This window comes from Bradyrhizobium manausense (assembly GCF_018129685.1).
In the GTDB taxonomy this organism is placed as follows: Bacteria; Pseudomonadota; Alphaproteobacteria; order Rhizobiales; family Xanthobacteraceae; genus Bradyrhizobium; species Bradyrhizobium manausense_D.
This window is the reverse complement of sequence record NZ_JAFCLG010000002.1, coordinates 485,153-501,750: the sequence shown is the minus strand read 5'-3', so window position 1 is coordinate 501,750 and position 16,598 is coordinate 485,153. Positions and strand designations below refer to the sequence as shown.

The 16,598-nt window shown below is 59.0% G+C and carries 12 protein-coding genes; 3 read left to right on the top strand and 9 right to left on the bottom strand.

Features of this window, described 5'->3' with window-relative positions; translation table 11 throughout:
• Positions 1–24: 24 nt before the first annotated feature.
• The 3 genes from JQ621_RS10000 to JQ621_RS09990 form a co-directional block, all read right to left on the bottom strand.
• On the bottom strand, positions 25–2,022 hold the full coding sequence (locus tag JQ621_RS10000) for an ATP-binding protein (RefSeq protein ID WP_212234236.1): 1,998 nt from the start codon (positions 2,020–2,022) through the stop codon (positions 25–27).
• Between the two features lie 19 nt (positions 2,023–2,041).
• Positions 2,042–3,649 (bottom strand): carboxyl transferase domain-containing protein, encoded by a 1,608-nt coding sequence (locus JQ621_RS09995; RefSeq protein ID WP_212234235.1) that lies wholly within the window; start codon positions 3,647–3,649, stop codon positions 2,042–2,044.
• Positions 3,650–3,738: 89 nt separating this feature from the next.
• Complete coding sequence (locus JQ621_RS09990; RefSeq protein WP_212234234.1) at positions 3,739–4,902, bottom strand: acyl-CoA dehydrogenase family protein; 1,164 nt, start codon at positions 4,900–4,902, stop codon at positions 3,739–3,741.
• A gap of 265 nt (positions 4,903–5,167) precedes the next feature.
• Here JQ621_RS09990 and JQ621_RS09985 point away from each other — a divergent pair, with 265 nt between their 5' ends.
• The gene (locus tag JQ621_RS09985) at positions 5,168–6,766 is read left to right on the top strand and encodes an acyl-CoA carboxylase subunit beta (protein WP_249125115.1); all 1,599 of its coding nucleotides are present in this window, start codon (positions 5,168–5,170) and stop codon (positions 6,764–6,766) included.
• Positions 6,767–6,783: 17 nt separating this feature from the next.
• Here JQ621_RS09985 and JQ621_RS09980 read toward each other — a convergent pair whose 3' ends face one another.
• The 4 genes from JQ621_RS09980 to JQ621_RS09965 form a co-directional block, all read right to left on the bottom strand.
• Entirely contained in the window at positions 6,784–7,182 is a 399-nt protein-coding gene (locus tag JQ621_RS09980; RefSeq protein ID WP_249125036.1) for a Zn-ribbon domain-containing OB-fold protein, read from the bottom strand.
• A gap of 17 nt (positions 7,183–7,199) precedes the next feature.
• Positions 7,200–8,390, bottom strand: a complete 1,191-nt coding sequence (locus JQ621_RS09975; protein WP_212234231.1) for a thiolase C-terminal domain-containing protein — start codon at positions 8,388–8,390, stop codon at positions 7,200–7,202.
• Between the two features lie 30 nt (positions 8,391–8,420).
• Positions 8,421–9,140, bottom strand: coding sequence for a nitroreductase (locus JQ621_RS09970; protein WP_212234230.1), 720 nt, complete (start codon positions 9,138–9,140; stop codon positions 8,421–8,423).
• An 87-nt stretch (positions 9,141–9,227) separates the two neighbouring features.
• Entirely contained in the window at positions 9,228–10,904 is a 1,677-nt protein-coding gene (locus JQ621_RS09965) for a class I adenylate-forming enzyme family protein (protein WP_249125034.1), read from the bottom strand.
• 123 nt (positions 10,905–11,027) lie between these two features.
• Between JQ621_RS09965 and JQ621_RS09960 the strand changes: the two genes are divergently transcribed.
• A complete protein-coding gene (locus tag JQ621_RS09960) occupies positions 11,028–11,837 on the top strand; it encodes an enoyl-CoA hydratase/isomerase family protein (RefSeq protein ID WP_211375990.1) in 810 nt (269 codons plus the stop codon).
• Between the two features lie 79 nt (positions 11,838–11,916).
• On the opposite strand, the gene JQ621_RS09955 is transcribed toward JQ621_RS09960, so the two are convergent.
• Positions 11,917–13,536 carry an AMP-binding protein gene (locus JQ621_RS09955; protein ID WP_212234229.1) on the bottom strand — a complete coding sequence of 540 codons (1,620 nt, stop codon included), beginning with the start codon at positions 13,534–13,536 and terminating at the stop codon, positions 11,917–11,919.
• A gap of 91 nt (positions 13,537–13,627) precedes the next feature.
• Positions 13,628–15,595 carry an AMP-binding protein gene (locus JQ621_RS09950; protein ID WP_212234228.1) on the bottom strand — a complete coding sequence of 656 codons (1,968 nt, stop codon included), beginning with the start codon at positions 15,593–15,595 and terminating at the stop codon, positions 13,628–13,630.
• A gap of 304 nt (positions 15,596–15,899) precedes the next feature.
• Between JQ621_RS09950 and JQ621_RS09945 the strand changes: the two genes are divergently transcribed.
• Positions 15,900–16,592, top strand: a complete 693-nt coding sequence (locus tag JQ621_RS09945; RefSeq protein WP_212234227.1) for a transglutaminase-like domain-containing protein — start codon at positions 15,900–15,902, stop codon at positions 16,590–16,592.
• The last annotated feature ends 6 nt before the right edge of the window (positions 16,593–16,598 follow it).

The following is a 16,598-nucleotide window of genomic DNA, read 5'->3' as shown; positions in this document are numbered from 1 at the left end:
GCCACTCCCGGTTCTGTGATTGAATTACGGTTGCTGCTCCGGCTCCACGACTACGACAACCGCGTTGCGCTCGACGGTCTCGCCTGGCCGGCAATTGACTGCCGTGACCACGCCATCGGTTTCGCAATTGATCCGCAACTCCATCTTCATCGATTCCAGTACGGCTGCGACATCGCCCGCCTTGATCGTATCGCCGACTGCGACGTTGACCTTCAGGATCATGCCCATCATGGGCGCACGCAGCTCGCCGCTGGTTTCGGCGACCGCGCTGATGTAGGTGAGATAGGGAATAGCCGTCAGCGTATGGACGCCGCGGCGATCGTGGACGAAGATCGTCTGGTTTTCTTGATAAATGCGCACCGTCTCACGCCGCGCGCCGACAATCGCTGTGAAGGTGTCGTCTTTGAGCGGGATGAGTCTGACCGGTAGCTTCTCGTCGTCGACGCCGACAATCATCGAGCCGTCGGCCTTGAGCGGTGCGAATCGGATCTCCGCGCTTGCGCCCGCGGTTTCGAGGTGCAGGATCGGAATCGGTGACAATCCGTCGCCACCCGCGGCCATGTGCCATCCAGTCATTTCGCGCGACTGCCACGGCCCCCTTGCGAGGGGCTGTCGTTGCCGGATCATCCAGAAGTAGGCGCCCAACGCCAACGCCTCGGCCTCCAAATCCTTTGCCTTGTCGACCAACTGGTCGATTTGCTCGTCGATCAGGCGTGTATAAAAGGTGGCACTGCGCGTCGCTGGCAGGGCGAGCAAGCGCTTGAGAAATCCCTGATTGGTCGTAATTCCGAAAATCGAGGTTGCGTCGAGAGCCCGGTCGAGTTTGTCGAGCGCCTCATTGCGCGTTTCGGCGTGGGCGATGAGTTTTGCCAGCATCGAGTCGTAATACGGCGTGACTACCGACCCGCTTTCGACGCCCGTCTCGACGCGAACGCCGTCGGCGGGAAATTTGACGTAAGCGAGGTCTCCCGTGCAAGGGAGAAAATTATTTGCTGGATCCTCCGCACAGATGCGCACCTCGACGGCATGCCCGCTACATGTCACCGCATTTTGCGTAAACGGCAGCCCTTCTCCGGCGGCGATGCGGAGCATCACCTCGACAATATCGATGCCGGTGACCATCTCGGTCACGGGGTGCTCGACCTGGAGACGTGGGTTTACTTCCAGAAAATAATAGGTGTCTCCGCTCAGGATGAATTCGACAGTGCCGACCCCGCGATAGTTCAGGCGCTTGCCGAGCCGCACCGCGTCAGCGGCCATTTTGTCGCGAAGCGTTGCGGCGAGATTGGCGGCAGGGGCTTCCTCGATGAGCTTCTGGTGACGGCGCTGCAGGGAACATTCACGCTCGAACAGGTGAAGCACGTTGCCTTTGCCATCGCCGGCGATCTGCACTTCGATATGGCGCCCGCGTTCGACCAGCTTTTCGACGATCAGCCCGGGATAGCCGAACGAATTCTTCGCCTCACGCATGGCCGATTCGATCTCATTGGCAAGGCCATCGAGATCGGAAACGGCACGCATACCCTTGCCGCCGCCGCCGGCCGCCGCTTTCAGCATCACCGGAAGCCCGACTTCCTGCACGATCCGGGTGATCTCGGCGGCGTCCTCACTGGGCGTCTTGCTGCCGGGGATGATCGGCACGTCGGCCGCCTCAGCCTCCTTCTTGGCAGCGGCCTTGTCGCCGAGCCGTTCGATCACATCCGGTGTCGGCCCGATAAAAACCAGACCTGCCGCCTCGACTGCACGGGCGAACGTGGCATTCTCCGCGAGGAAGCCAAAGCCGGGATGGATGGCCTGAGCGCCGGTCGCTTGCGCTGCGGCAATCACCGCATCGATCCGCAGGTAGCTGTCGGACGCGGCGGCGCCTCCAATCTCGATGGATTCGCCGATCATCTTCACATGCAAGGCGTCGGCGTCGGCCGTGGAGTGAATGCCGGCAACCGCGACCCCGAGCCGATGGCAGGTTCGCGCGATCCGGCAGGCGATCTCGCCGCGATTGGCAATCAGGATTTTCTTGAACACGGAACGATATCCTCTGTCATCACATCCTGAACACGCCGAAGTCGGTTTCCTGCTGTGGCAGACGGCCGGCGAGATCAAGCAAGAGGGCCATCACGTCGCGGGTCTCGAGCGGATCGATCACCATGTCACACCAGGTGTTGCGTGCGAAGTTGTAGGCGTTCGCGAAATCCTCAAAAGTCTTGCGAACCGGAGCGCGATAAGCCTCGCGCTCTTCGTCGGTCCAGTTCGTGCCGTCGCGCTTGTGGATATCGTCCTTGACCATCGCGAGCGTGTTGGCGGCCTGATCCGGCCCCATGATCGCGGAGCGCCCGTGCGGCCACATCATCATCGCATGAGGTTTGAAGGCACGGCCGCACATCGCCAGATAGCCGGCTCCGTAGGAATTCCCGATGATCAGCGTGTATTTCGGCACGTTGGCGCTGGCCATTGCGGTGATCATCTTGGCGCCGTGCTTGGCGATGCCGCCTTCTTCCGCCTCGCGCCCGACCATGAAGCCGGTGACATCGGCCATGAACAGCAGCGGGATATTGCGCTTGCAGCAGAGGTCGATGAAGTGGGTCGCCTTCAGCGCGCATTCGGAAAACAGCACGCCGTTGTTACAGAGAATCCCGATCTCGAAGCCCATTATGCGGCCAAAGCCGGTAATCAGCGTCTCGCCATATAGCGGCTTGAATTCGTGAAACTCGCTGCCATCGACAAGCCGCGCAACAATCTCTCGATTGTTGGTGGGAATACGTGGGTCCGCGCTGATAAGTCCATAAATATCCCTGGGGTCGAAGCGCGGCTCACGCGTCGGCGCCACGTTCCACCGCTGCACGGGAATGTCACCGAGATTGGCGACGATATCGCGGGTAATCGCAATCGCGTGGCTGTCGCTTTCCGCCAGATGGTCGGTGACGCCACTGACGCGGCTATGCATTTCACCGCCGCCGAGGGCTTCGACGCCGACCTCTTCCTTGGTCGCGGCGTAGACCAATTGCGGTCCGCCCAGGAACATGGCGCCCTGATTGCGGATGATGACGGTCTCGTCGCAGAGCGCCGGCATGTAAGCGCCGCCGGCGGTCGAGGGCCCATGGACGATTGCGATCTGCGCGATACCCTCGCTCGACATCCGGATCTGGTTGTAAAAGATCGATCCGAACTGTCCGTCGTCGGGAAAAATGTTGGGCTGGTCCGGCAGGTTGGCGCCGCCGGATTGCACCATGGTGACGCAGGGGAGGCGGTGTTGCCAGGCGAATTTCTGTGCGCGGACGTGCTTCTTGCAGGTGATCCCGTAGTAGGTGCCGCCTTTGACCGTGGCGTCGTTGGCGATCAGCATGCAGGCGCGGCCCGACACCATTCCAACGCCGGTGACGATGCTGCCGCCGGGCGGCACGCCGTCATACATGCCTTCGCCCGCGAGCTGGCAAAATTCGAGGAACGGCGAGCCGGGATCGAGCAGCGCAGCGATCCGTTCGCGCGGCAGAAGCTGCTTGCGTTCCTTGTGCAGCAGCCGCGCCCGTTCCGGGCCGCCGACTATTGCGGCTGCACGGCGCTCATGCAGATCGGCGATTCTCAAGCCGTACGCGTCCCGGTTGCGGCGATACTCTTCGCTCGCAGCGGACACATCGGACTTCATGAGAGCCATTGCAGACGACCTTGTTCTTTGAGGGTGATCTCTGAATAATTGAAGACGAATCGCCGGTAGAGCCGCGCCTCACCGTTCCGGGTCATGCTCTAATAACTGCGAGGCAAGCCCATCACGTGCTCGCCGATGTAGTTGAGGATCATTTCGCGATTGAGCGGCGCGGTCTTCAACAGCCGCACCAGCGGATAGATATCGAAGATGCCGTACTCCTTGGTGAACCCGTTGCCGCCGAAGCATTGCAGCGCGGTGTCCACGGCCTTGATGCCGGCGTCGGCTGCGGCAAGTTTTGCCATGTTGGAGAATTCGCCGGCTTCGCGGCCCTGATCGAAGATCCAGGCGGCTTTTAGTGTCATCAGCGATGCCAGCTCAACATCGGTGCGGGCGCTGGCCAGGGGATGCTGCAAGCCCTGATAAGATCCGATCGGCACGTTGTTGAAAACCCGCCGTTCCTTGGCGTATTCGACCGCGCGGTTCAGGGCATAGCGGCCGAGACCGCAGGAAATCGAACCGACGAGGATGCGTTCGGGGTTGAGGCTCTTGAACAGGATGCCGAATCCCTTGTCAACTTCGCCGACAATGTCCTCCGGCCCAAGATCGACGTCATCGAAGAAGACCTGCCATTGTGTTTCCGGCGCCGGAATGCTCACCGGAATGTATTGCTTCTCCACACCCTTGGCTTTCAGGTCGACCACAAACAGGGTGAAGCCATCGGTTTTCTTCTGAACCTCGGTATGCGCTGTCGTTCGCGTCACCACCAGGGCGTAATCCGCGCCATCGGCGTCGGTGATAAATGTCTTCTGACCGCTCAGCGCGAAGCGATTGCCACGCTTCTTTGCTATCGTGGACGTACGAATCGTGTTGGTTCCTGCGTCAGGCTCGGTGATCGCGAAGCAAAAGCGCGTCTTGCCGCCACACGCATCGGGCAGATAGCGCAATTTCTGCGCTTCGCTGCCGTATTTGGCTATGAATCCCAAACTCATTGCCGCGCCGACGACGAGGTTTAGCAGTGGAATGCCATTGTTTGACAAGCCCTCAAGGAACAGGTGCATCTCGACCATGCCTTGTCCCGAGCCGCCGTATTCCTCAGGCACCATCGTTCCGACGAAGCCATCCTCCGCAACCTTGCTGTAAAGGGCTTGGGGGAATACGTGCTTGTCGGCGCATTCCATCCAGTATTTGCGATCGAATTGCTTCGCAACGATATCGCCGTATTCGTAGATTTGCCGCTGCTCGTGCGTAAGATCAAAGTCCATGTCGGAACTCCGCCGCCGGCCGAAACCCGCGTTGTTCTAAGTTGAGAATTGGAAACCCTCTCGGGAACGCCGTCGAGTTTGTTGTTTGCGAGGCGGCCGGCTGTCGGTCGGCAGCATCAATTGCTTGCTATCTTTAGGCAGAAGCGGCTAGGATTTCAACCTAACAATCGTTCGAAAACGAACAAATGTTAGAAAATAATGAAGACCATCAAGCCTGCATTTCCTGGCTTGCGATCGGTTTTTGGGGGGTGGCCAATTGACCGCGATGAAAACCGCTGTGGCGACCGGGTCCGACGAGTTCAAGCGCAATCGCGCGCATTATCTGGAACGGATCGCTGATCTTCAGAAGCGCCGAATGGATGCCAACCAAGGCGGTTCCGCCAAGGCTCGGGCCTTGCATAAATCGCGCGGACAGCTGCTGCCGCGCGAACGCATCGCGGCGCTGATCGATCCCGGTTCGCCGTTTCTCGAGCTCGGTCACCTGGCGGGCGAGGGGATGTACGACGGCGTGCCGCCGGGCGCGACGATCATCACGGGTGTCGGACAAGTCTGCGGCCGCAGTTGCATGCTCATTGCCAACGACGCTACCGTGAAGGGCGGGACGCTGTTCGGCATGACAACGAAGAAGCATACCCGCGCCCAGTTGTTTGCCTGGCAACACCGGCTGCCCTGCATCACCTTGGTGCAGTCAGGCGGTGGCTTCCTGCCGGACATCGCCAATATCTTTCCGGACGAAGGGCAGGCCGGATCGATCATGTATAACCAGGTCAAGATGTCGGCCGAGAATATCGCGCAGATCGCCGTCGTTCACGGCCCGTCAACCGCGGGCGGCGCCTACATTCCGGCGCTGTGCGACGAGGTGGTGATCGTGCGCAATCAGGGGGCGATGTTTCTCGGCAGCCCGCAACTGGTATTTGCCGCGACCGGTGAGACCATCGAGGTCGAACCGCTCGGCGGCGCGGAGATGCACAGCCGGATCAGCGGCGTCACCGACCATCTCGCCGAGAATGACAGCCACGCGCTGGCGATCGTGCGCAACATCGTCGCCAACCTGGGAGAGCCGCCGCGATTGCGCTGGACGGTCGAGCAGGGTGAACCGCCTTGCCATGCGATCGAGGAAATCTATGGAATCGTCAGCGCCAACCGGCGCATCCCGACGGACAACCGGGAGATCGTCGCACGTCTCATCGACGGCAGCCGCTTTCAGGAGTTCAAGCATCTTCACGGCGAAACCATGATGTGCGGGTTCGCCCGCATCAATGGCTTTGAGATAGGCATTCTGGCCAACAACGGCGTGCTGTTCTCGGAAAGCGCGATCAAGGGCGCGCACTTCATCCAATTATGCTGCAAGCGCGATATACCGCTACTGTTCTTGGTCGACGTCTCCGGCTTTATGGTCGGGTCCGCCGTCGAGCGGCAGGGCATCGCCAAGCATGGCGCCAAGTTCATGACTGCAATGGCGTGCGCCGACGTTCCGAAATACACCATCATTACCGGCGGTTCATACGCGGCGGCCTATTTCGCAATGCTTGGCCGCGCGTTCAAACCGAACGCCACGCTGATGTGGCCGAACGCCCACGCCGCCCTGATGGGACCGGAGCAGGCGGCGACAACGCTCGCGATGGTGCGCGACAACATTCACCGGCGCGAGGGCACCTCCTGGACCGACGAGCAGCGCGAGGAATTCAAGCAACCGATCCGTAGGGATTTCGAGGCGTTCGCCGATCCCTACAATTTTGCCCGCAATCTATGGTGCGACATGGTGATCGACCCGGTCGAGACCCGCGACGTCATGGCGCTGCTGCTGGATCTCGCCGGGCGGACGCCCGCGAAGAAAACGAAGTTCGGCGTATTCCGGATGTAGCCAATGCGGGTCTTAAGTCAGGCCTTCCTGAAGCGGGGCAGTGTGATCTCGTCATTGACCTTTTCGCAGACGAGCATGACCTCCATGTCGAACACGACATCTTCGGGCTTGCCGCCGGTGTAGGTACTGATTATCCGCGGGCCTTCTTCCAGATCGATCAGCAAGACAGCGTAAGGGGTATCGGCCTTGAATGCGGGGCCCGGTGCGCGGTGCACCACGCTGAAGGAATGAATCTTGCCGCGCCCGCTTGCCGGACGATGGGAGAGATTTTCGCCGCCGCACTGCCGGCACATCGCCTGCTGGTAGTATTGCACGTGGCCGCAATCGGCGCAGTGCTGCAGTAGCAGCATGCCGTCGCGCAGGCCGTGCCACAAGGCGGCGGAATCCGCGTCGGGCGCCGGCACCGGTTTCTTCATGGCGTCTTCGGACGAGATCACAGCGTGTTCTCCGTTCCCAGGATGGTGGTGGCGTTAGTTGCAAAACCGGCACCGAGGCTGTGAACCAGCCCGAGCTCCGCACCCGGCACCTGGCGTTCGCCGCACTGGCCGCGCAACTGCGCGATCACCTCATGAAAATGAAACAGCGATCCAGGTACTCCCGAATGCGCGAATGACAACAAGCCGCCGTGCGTGTTCGAAGGAATTTGTCCGCCATAGGTCATCTGTCCGTCTTCAACGAAGCGGCCGCCCTCGCCCTTGGGGCAGAAACCGAGATCTTCCAGCATCATGATAACGGTACCGGTGAAGCAGTCGTATACGCCGGCAAGGTCCATATCTTTCGGGCCATATCCCGCCATCTCGTAAGCCCTGCGGCTCGACTCGACCGCGCCGGTGGTCGTCAGCGACGGCATCAGGAAAATATGTTCGTGGGTGTAACACTCGCCGCCGCCAAGAATGTAAATCGGGCTTTTGATGCCGAGCGCCTTGGCATGTTCGGCCGATGTCAGAATGAATGCCGCGCCGCCATCCGATATCAGCGAACAGTCAAGCTTGTGATACGGCGTCGTCACCATGCCTGAGCTTAGCACGTCGTCCACCGTGATCGGGGTAGTCTGCTGCGCACCGGGCGTGCGCATAGCATGACGCCGCTGGACCACGGCGACTTCCGCCAACTGTTCCGGTGTGGTGCCGAAATCCTTCATATGCCGGTGTGCGGTCATGGCAAAGGTGTTCGCGACAGGAATGCCGAACGGCATCTCGTATTGCTGATCACGGCTTTCCGTCATCGAGCGCAGCGCCAGATCCGGCGTCAGGCCGGTCAGTAGGCTGTCGCCGCCGACCACGAGTACGACCTCGGCGAGGCCGCCATGAATGGCAGCGGCGCCAATATTGAACATCGTCGCCGCCGTCGCGCCGGACACCTGAAGCGTGTTCGAAAAGGTCGGCTGAATACCTAAATACTCGCTGAACGCAACGCTAAAGCGATGGAAGGGAGAAGCGAACGCATGGCTCGACAGCACGCCGTCGATCCCGCTTTTCCCGATGCCGGCATCGGCCAGCGCCTTCTTCGCGGCGTCGGCGGCGAGCCATAACGGGCTCTTACCCCGCACCTTGCCAACCGGCGACATCCCGATGCCGATTACTGCGACCTTGCCGCGTAGCGTTTGTTTACGAATGGAAGGCATTTGGTCTCCGCTCGGCGTTGTGCGTGAAGGTCAGCTTCCAGCCGTCGTGCGCGCCGAAGCGGCGCCCGTACTGCTGCCGGAGAATCCGAAGAACTTGGCGTAGGTATCGACCGGCACCCGCTTGGTGACGAGCTTGTTTTCGGGCGCAGTCGTGTCCTCGTAACCCAGCGCCACGCCACAAATCAGGATTTCGGTGTCGTCAAACGAAAGTTGCTTGCGGATGATGTCGTGATACCAGGTGAACGCGGCCTGGCCACAGGTGTGCAGGCCATGACCGCGCGCGGCGAGCAGGATGTTCTGCAAGAACATACCCATGTCGATATAGCTGCCGGTGTTCAAGCGGCGGTCCATCGTCACGAAAAGTCCGGCCGGGGCGTCGAAAAAAAGATAGTTGCGGTTCATCTGCGATGTGCGTGCGGCAACGTCGTCGCGAGCAATGCCAAGCTTTGCGTAAAGGTCGTAGCCGAGTTCGCGCCGGCGCCCGATATAGGGCTCGTGCCATTCGGTCGGATAATACTCATATTCCGGCCGATGCTTGTCCGGTTCGGTTTCGGCAGCTTTCAGGATGTCCGCGCAGAACCGATCCTTCACCTCGCCCGCGATCGCGTAGACCTTCCACGGCTGGATGTTGTGGCCACTTGGCGCACGCGCCGAGACCTCGATGATTTTTCGCACGACCGGTTCTGGAACCGGCTTGGGAAGAAATCGCCTGACCGAGCGCCGCGTCAAAATGGCTTCTTCGACATTCATGTTTCCGTCTCCGATTGCGGTGCCTTGCCGCGAGCAGTTTTCGTTCGACGAAAATTGCGACGCGAAGAGCTAATGGGCGTGTCCGTATTAGCTGTTTACCCGTTGTCTTTCGCCCGCCAGCCTGGCTTCGAGCTCGTGGCGCTGAACCTTGCCGCTGGTGGACCGCGGAAATTCCGAAAAATCGATGAACCGGAACTGCCGGGGACATTTGTATCCGGCAAGATCGCGCCGGCACAGAGCAAGCAGGTCCGCCTCTGTGACCGTCGTGTCGCGGCGCGACACGAATGCCACGGGAACCTCACCCCATTTCAAATCGGGAACACGCACGACCGCGGCCTCGGTGATCCCTGCATCACTCATCAAAACGCGCTCGATCTCGGCTGGATAAACGTTTTCGCCGCCGGTCTTGATCATGTACTTGGCGCGATCGACGAAATCGAGCGAGCCGTCGTCATTGCGTCGAAACACGTCGCCCATGTGAAACCACCCGCCGCGAAAGTCGCGTGCGTTGGTATCATCAGCTTTCCAATAGCCGGAGAACAAAGTTGGGCTGCGAATAGCCAACTCTCCCGGTGCGCCAATCGGAACCTCCTTGTCGGCAGAATCGACGAGCTTGATGTCGCAGAACGCGCTTTGTTGCTTCGCCAGGCTGGCAGGTATTTCGCCTACCGGGATCAATGATCTGGTTGCTGGCGGCAAGCCGGTCTCGGTCGAACCAAAACTGTTGACGTAGGGAGCCCGCAGCAGGTCAGTGACCTCGGCGATGACATGCGGAGGGACCAGGTCGGCCATCGCGCCGCAAACACCAACGCCTTTTACGGTAGCGTTCTGCGCCTTGAAGCCGGCGATGAACGCTTCAATCATGCCCGGAATCAAAACAAACCAGCCAACCCGATGGCGCTCCAAAGCAGACAATAACGGCTCGATCTGAAAACCATCGACCACGACGACTGTTCCGCCACGCAAGAGTGTCGCGAGACTGTGGTCCGTGGATGCCATGTGAAACAGCGGCGCCCAGGCGACAAAGGTATCGTGATGTGAAATGTTCAACTCGGAGCTGAACACTAGCGCCCGCATGATCATCGCCCGATGCGATATGACGGCCCCTTTGGGCTGGCCGGTGGTCCCACTGGTGTAAAGGATAACCAGGCCGTCTTCGGACTCCGCTGCAATGGGCAGCGCATGATCGTTTTGTTCTTGCAAGATATGCTCGTATTGCGGACCGATCTTGATGACCTTGCGATCTTCCGTAGGAGAAAGCTCGAAATCTCCGACTAGTTCTTCTTCAACAATCAAGAGCTTCGGTGAGACCAGATCGATACAGTAAGCGAGTTCCCGCTGCGACAATCGCCAGTTCAGGCAAGCCGTGATGACGCCGAGATTGGCGGCGGCCAGCTCTACTTCGAGATACTCCGGTCGATTGCGTGAAAGCAATGCTACGCGGTCGCCTCGGCGAAGATCTTGGCTCGCCAGCATCGAGGTCGTGCGATGTACACGGTCAAGGAGCTGCCCATAGCTGATATGTCTGCCCTGATACTCGATCGCGACCGAAGATTTGTGGATCAGCGCGCTCGCGCGAAACAGCTCGCCAATCGTAAGACTGGCGCCCGCCCTCGTTGTCAGAGCTTTTTCGTGCCCGTCTGCCACGGCAAATCCTCCGAGTCTTGCTCTCGCCGCCCCCGATGACGGCCTCAACTGAAAAGTATAGGCTTGCAGCCTTTCCCGATCGGTTTTAAATTCTAACATCTGTTCGAATGAATTCATAGCAGGTTCGTGGCGAGGACGTATCGGAAAGCAGGAGAAATCTGCCGACTGCGATATGCATCGTCATCCCTGTAAGATTTAACCCGACCAAGCAAATCAACCAAGTGTCCAGAAGGGAAGCCGATGTCCAATCGTTATGCTGCTTATACCAAATTGAAGCTCGACTATCCGTCCAAGCGGGTTCTCCGGCTCACATTCGACCGGCCCGAGACCTACAATTCGGTCGACGCCGAGACCCACACTCAGCTCACCAATATCTGGCGTGACATCAACGACGATCCGGATATCAACGCGATCATCGTGACCGGAGCTGGCAAGGCGTTTTCGGCGGGGGGCGATTTCGAGCTGATCAAGAGTATTCTAGACAACCCGGTCGCGCGAATGTCGACCTGGAAGGAGGCCAAGGATCTCGTTTATAACGTTATCAATTGCAACAAGCCGATCATCTCGGCGATCAACGGCGTCGCCGTCGGCGCAGGTCTTGTCGTCGGAATCCTGGCCGATATCTCGATTTGTGGAAAGTCCGCGCGCATCGTCGATGGTCATACACGGCTTGGCGTCGCGGCGGGCGATGTCGCTTGCATCATCTGGCCGTTATTGTGCGGCCTTGCAAAAGCAAAATATTACCTGCTGACCTGCAAGCCGCTGTCCGGCGAAGAAGCTGAGCGGATCGGTCTGGTGTCGCTATGCGTCGAAGACGCGGACCTGCAGAGAATAGCGATCGAGACGGCCGAGGAGCTTTCTAACGGCGCGCAAAGCGCGATCCGTTGGACCAAGTACGCTCTTAACAACTGGCTGCGTGTCAATGGTCCGCTGTTCGATACCTCGACCGCGCTTGAGATTTTGGGTTTCACCGGCGCCGAGGCGCGCGAGGGATTGGCGTCCCATCTCGAAAAACGCAAGCCGGTGTTTCCGCAGGATTGCCCGCTCTGATTTTCGCGCGCGACGGTCATCTCAGAAGGGGGCCGGAATTTCACCCGGCCTTCTTCTTGCGGCAGCCGTTAGCCGAGAATTATTTCATCGAATTAACGATCTCGCGAAGCCTGAATTTCTGTACTTTGCCGCTCGGCGTTTTCGGCAAGGCGTCGAGCACCTCAATGCGCTCCGGCCAGTAGTTCTTGGCTACAGCGTTCTCCGCCATATATGCCATCAAGTCAGCTAACGTCAGTAATGCTCCCTCGCGCAGCACGACACAGGCACAGGCCCGCTCGCCCAAGCGTTCATCTGGCACTCCGACGATTGCGACTTCTCGGACGGCTGGATGGCGATACATCAGCTGCTCAATCTCGATCACGGGAACATTCTCGCCGCCGCGGATGACGATGTCCTTGGTGCGCCCCGTGATACGAATGTAGCCGTCCTTGTCCTTGCGGGCGAGGTCGCCGGTCTCGAACCAGCCATCCTGATCGACGGCATAGAGATGCGGCCGCTTGAGGTAGCCCACAAAGGTGCCGGGGCCCCTCGCTTGTAGACGCCCCTCTTCATCGTGAGGCAGGACGTTGCCCCCGCCATCGACGATCCTGACTTCCATACCCTGGCTTGGGCAACCGTCGGTCTCGAAGACCTTTTCCGGTGGATCGTCGAGCTTGGTGGTCGTCACCAGCCCGTTTTCCGTCATCCCCCATCCTGAGACGATGTGCGCGCCAAGATTCTGTGTGGCCTGGCGTACCAAAACACGAGGAATTGGGGCGCCTGCCGATACGAAAGTGCGCAGTGAACGCAGCGCTTCAGGCCGCCGCTCTGCCTCCGCAGTCAAATCCGCCAGAAACGGCGTCGATGCCATGGTCATCGTCACGCGCTCTGTCTCGACGATGTCGACCGCCTTGGCTGGATTCCAGATATCCTGAAGAACAACCCGTCCTCCCAGATACAGCGGCAGCAGCAGGCCGACGAGAAAACCGGTCTGATGGGCCATCGGCGAGGCCATCAGCACGACATCGTTGGCTGTGAGACGGACGCGATCCTCAAAATATCGCACGCTGTTCAGCAACGTATTGCCTGTATGCATCACTCCCTTGGGCTCACCTGTTGTGCCCGACGTGTAAAGCAATTGCACGACATCATTGGCCGAGGCAGCGGTCGCTGCCTCAACCCGCTTTCCCGGCGAATTCAGCACGGTCTCGAAGTCTCGATTGTCGCCCGAACCGATAATGACGACGTGCTCAAGTGTGGGCACCTTGGCCTTGAGGCGGTCCGCCATTGCGGCGTGATCGAAATCGCGAAATCGCTGTGGAACGATCAGCACGCGCGTCTCGGCCAAGGTCAGCATGAATTCCATTTCGCGATCGCGGAAAATAGGCATGATGGGATTTGTGACCGCGCCGATCCGCAGCAGTGCGAGGTGAAGGGTCATGAAGTGCCACCAATTCGGCAACTGATACGACACCACTTCGCCAGGCTTGACACCAAGCCGCAACAAATTAGCCGCGATTCGATCGGCAGTTTGCTGCAGTTCGCCATATGTCAGCGCCGTACGTCGGTTGGACGCAGCTTCGTAGCCAACAACCGCGAGCCGCCCTGGATCGTTTCTGGCATGCCTCGAAAAAAAATCGAGCAAGGTTTGATCGCTCCAGAATCCAGCGGCCCGCATCGCTTGCTTGCGTTGATCTGACAAGATCGGATCCATCGCCATTGTACGCCTCTCCTTATGAAATCCTTGGAGCACCGAGGTCGGGGCCCAGGGAAAGGTCCGCTTCCACCTCGCCCGACAGCTCGCCATTGGTTTATACGGCGCCAAGTTTCTCGCGAAGCCTGTCAACTGCTTCGGGATTGGCGAGTGCGGAAAGATCGCCGGGATCCTTGCTTTCGAACACTGCTCGCAGTACCCGGCGCATGATCTTCATGTTGCGGGTTCGAGGCAGATCATCCACAAAAATGATCTTCTCCGGCCGATACGATGCTCCCATGCCATTCACGATAGCGGATGAGAGCTCGTTGGCAATATCACTCTCGACGTTCGTACCCGGCATGAGCACGCAGGCACAAACGATTGCTGAACCCTTTACCGGGTGCGGAATACCGAACACCGCCGCCTCGGAGACCTTGCCGGTGTCTATCAGAATACCTTCGAGCTCGGACGGTCCGGTCCGCTTGCCTGAAATCTTGATGGTGTCGTCGGAGCGCCCGAGAATATAGTAAAGCCCATCATGGCCGCGCATCGCAAAATCGCCATGCACCCACAGGCCGGCAAGCGTGCTCCAGTAGCTTTCAATATAGCGCGCATCGGCCTTCCACAAGCTCTTGGTCAATCCGATCGACGCATGGCGGAGCACCAGTTCGCCGACTTCGCCGGGCGGCAAACTTTTGCCGGACATATCCACGATGTCCGCGCCGACACCGAGCGCCGGACGGGAGAACGAACCGGGGTTCATCGGATGGTTCGGCGTTCCCGTGAAGATGCAGCCTCCAACCTCGGTGCCGCCGGAAATGTTGATGATCGGAAGCTTTCTCTTGCAGACATACTCGAAGAACCATTGCCACGGTGCGTTGGTCCATGCCTCGCCGCCCGACGCGGTCATACGCAGGCTCGACAGATCGTGGCGCTCGACGTCCTGCGTTCCATAGCGCATCAAACTACGGACTATGGTGGGGGATACTCCGAGATAGCTTACGCGATGATCCTGGATCAGCCGCCAGAATCGTCCAGTGTCCGGAAAATCCGGCGTGCCTTCGGCGATCAGAAGGCTCGCGCCCGCGAAACTGGGAATACACGCGCACATCGCGCCGACCATCCAGCCCATGTCACTGAGGAAGAAAAAACGGTCCGACGATTTGAAATCGGCGCAGATGATCATGTCGCGTGTGACCATAGAACCGATGAAGCTGATATGGGTCCAAACGCAACCCTTCGGTTCGCCGGTGGTTCCCGAAGTGTACAGCAGAATCGCGGGATCTTCCGCTTTCATTTCGACGGTCGCGATCGCTTCATTCTTGCCGGCGACGATATCGTGCCACCAGTGATCGCGGCCCTCCCGCATCGGAGTTTCGATCTCAAGGCCTTTGCGATCGACGACGATCACGTGCTGCACTGTCGGTGAGGAGTCGAGCGCGACGTCGAGGATGGATTTGAGCGGTGCCGCAGCGCCACGCCGCCAGGTCCCGCTCGCGGTGATGACCGCCTTGGCGCCGCCATGGTTGAGCCGGGTTTGCATGGGAGCTGGACCGAAGCCTGAGAACAGCGGCATCAGGATCGCGCCCAATTTCAGCACCGCGAAAAACGCGATAAAGGTTTCCGGCAGGTTCGGCAAATAGAGAGCGACCACATCGCCCTTACCGATGCCGAGATTACGCAGTCCCTGCGCAAGCCGTCCGACGCCGCGGTCCAATTCGCGATAGGTAAGCGCGCGCTGTTCGCGCTTGTCTTCACCCTCCCAGACCAAAAATGTCTGGTCCCATACGGGCGTGCTGCGATGCTTGTCGATGCAGTTCAGCACGACGTTGGTGGTCCCGCCGACGCACCAGCGTGCCCATGGCTGCCCGCGCGACAGATCCAACATCTGGTCGTAACTGCGATAGAATCGAACATCGCAGAACTTAAAGACTTCCTCCATTAGCCATGCCGGATCGGCCTCAGCCTTCGACGCGAGGTGATCGTAATCGTCATATCCGGTTGCGCCCAGGAAAGCGGTTAGATTACTTGCTGCAATTAGCTCGGGCGGAGGTGTCCATGCATAGGACGTTGGATTATTCATCGACTACGTTCCCTGATTTGCAGTCAAGTTCAATTCGAGATTGACTTACCGGCCGATAGGAACGCATGCCCGATCGTACACGAGACGGTGGACAGGCCCGCCCGATAAGCATGTGTCCAGCCTGGACGCCTAATGCTAACGCTCTCGTCTTGCGAGTTCAATCGATTCTAACAATCGTTTGATAAATCTATTCGTATGGAACAACAAATGAGGTATCCATCTTTGGGCGCCGGTCGCGACCCGATTTGACTTGCCTTAATTTCTAACATCTGTTAGGTGAGTGCAAGTACCAATCGAGGCGCAAGTGACGATCAACCCGGACCTCGCGGAATTTCTCGCTCCAACGCATTACGTGGATTGCGACTCACCTGCGATTAGAGATTTTGTCTCGCGTGTGGCTGGCGACAAACAAGACCGGTCGGCCGCCGAGAAGGCAATCCTCCTATTTAACGCGGTACGAGACCAGATCAGATACGACCCCTACGCGGTGAGTTTGTCCGAAGCCGATTATCGCGCCAGCGAGATTCTCAAAATGGCTTCGGCGTTTTGTGTTCCGAAGGCAATATTGTTGACGGCCGCCATGCGCGCAGCGGGAATCCCCGCCGCGATCGGCTTTGCAGACGTTCGCAACCATCTGAATTCCCCCAAGCTGACGGAGTTAATGGGGACTGATCTCTTCATTTATCACGGCTACGTCGCGCTTTGGCTCGATGGGAAGATGTTCAAAGTTACGCCCGCGTTCAACATAGAGCTATGTGAACGATTTGGAGTCCGACCTCTTATCTTCGACGGTACGGCCGACGCCTTGTTTCACGAGTTCGACACGAGCGATCATCGCCATATGGAGTATGTCAATGACCGAGGTTGGTTCGCCGACGCTCCGATAGGCAAGATGCTTGAGGACTTCCGCATTGCATATCCCGCGCTGGTGACATTGAATACTGGTGGTGTCTCAATAGATGACGCTGCCTTCGGAGCGCCTCAATCAGGCGAGTAGGCCGGA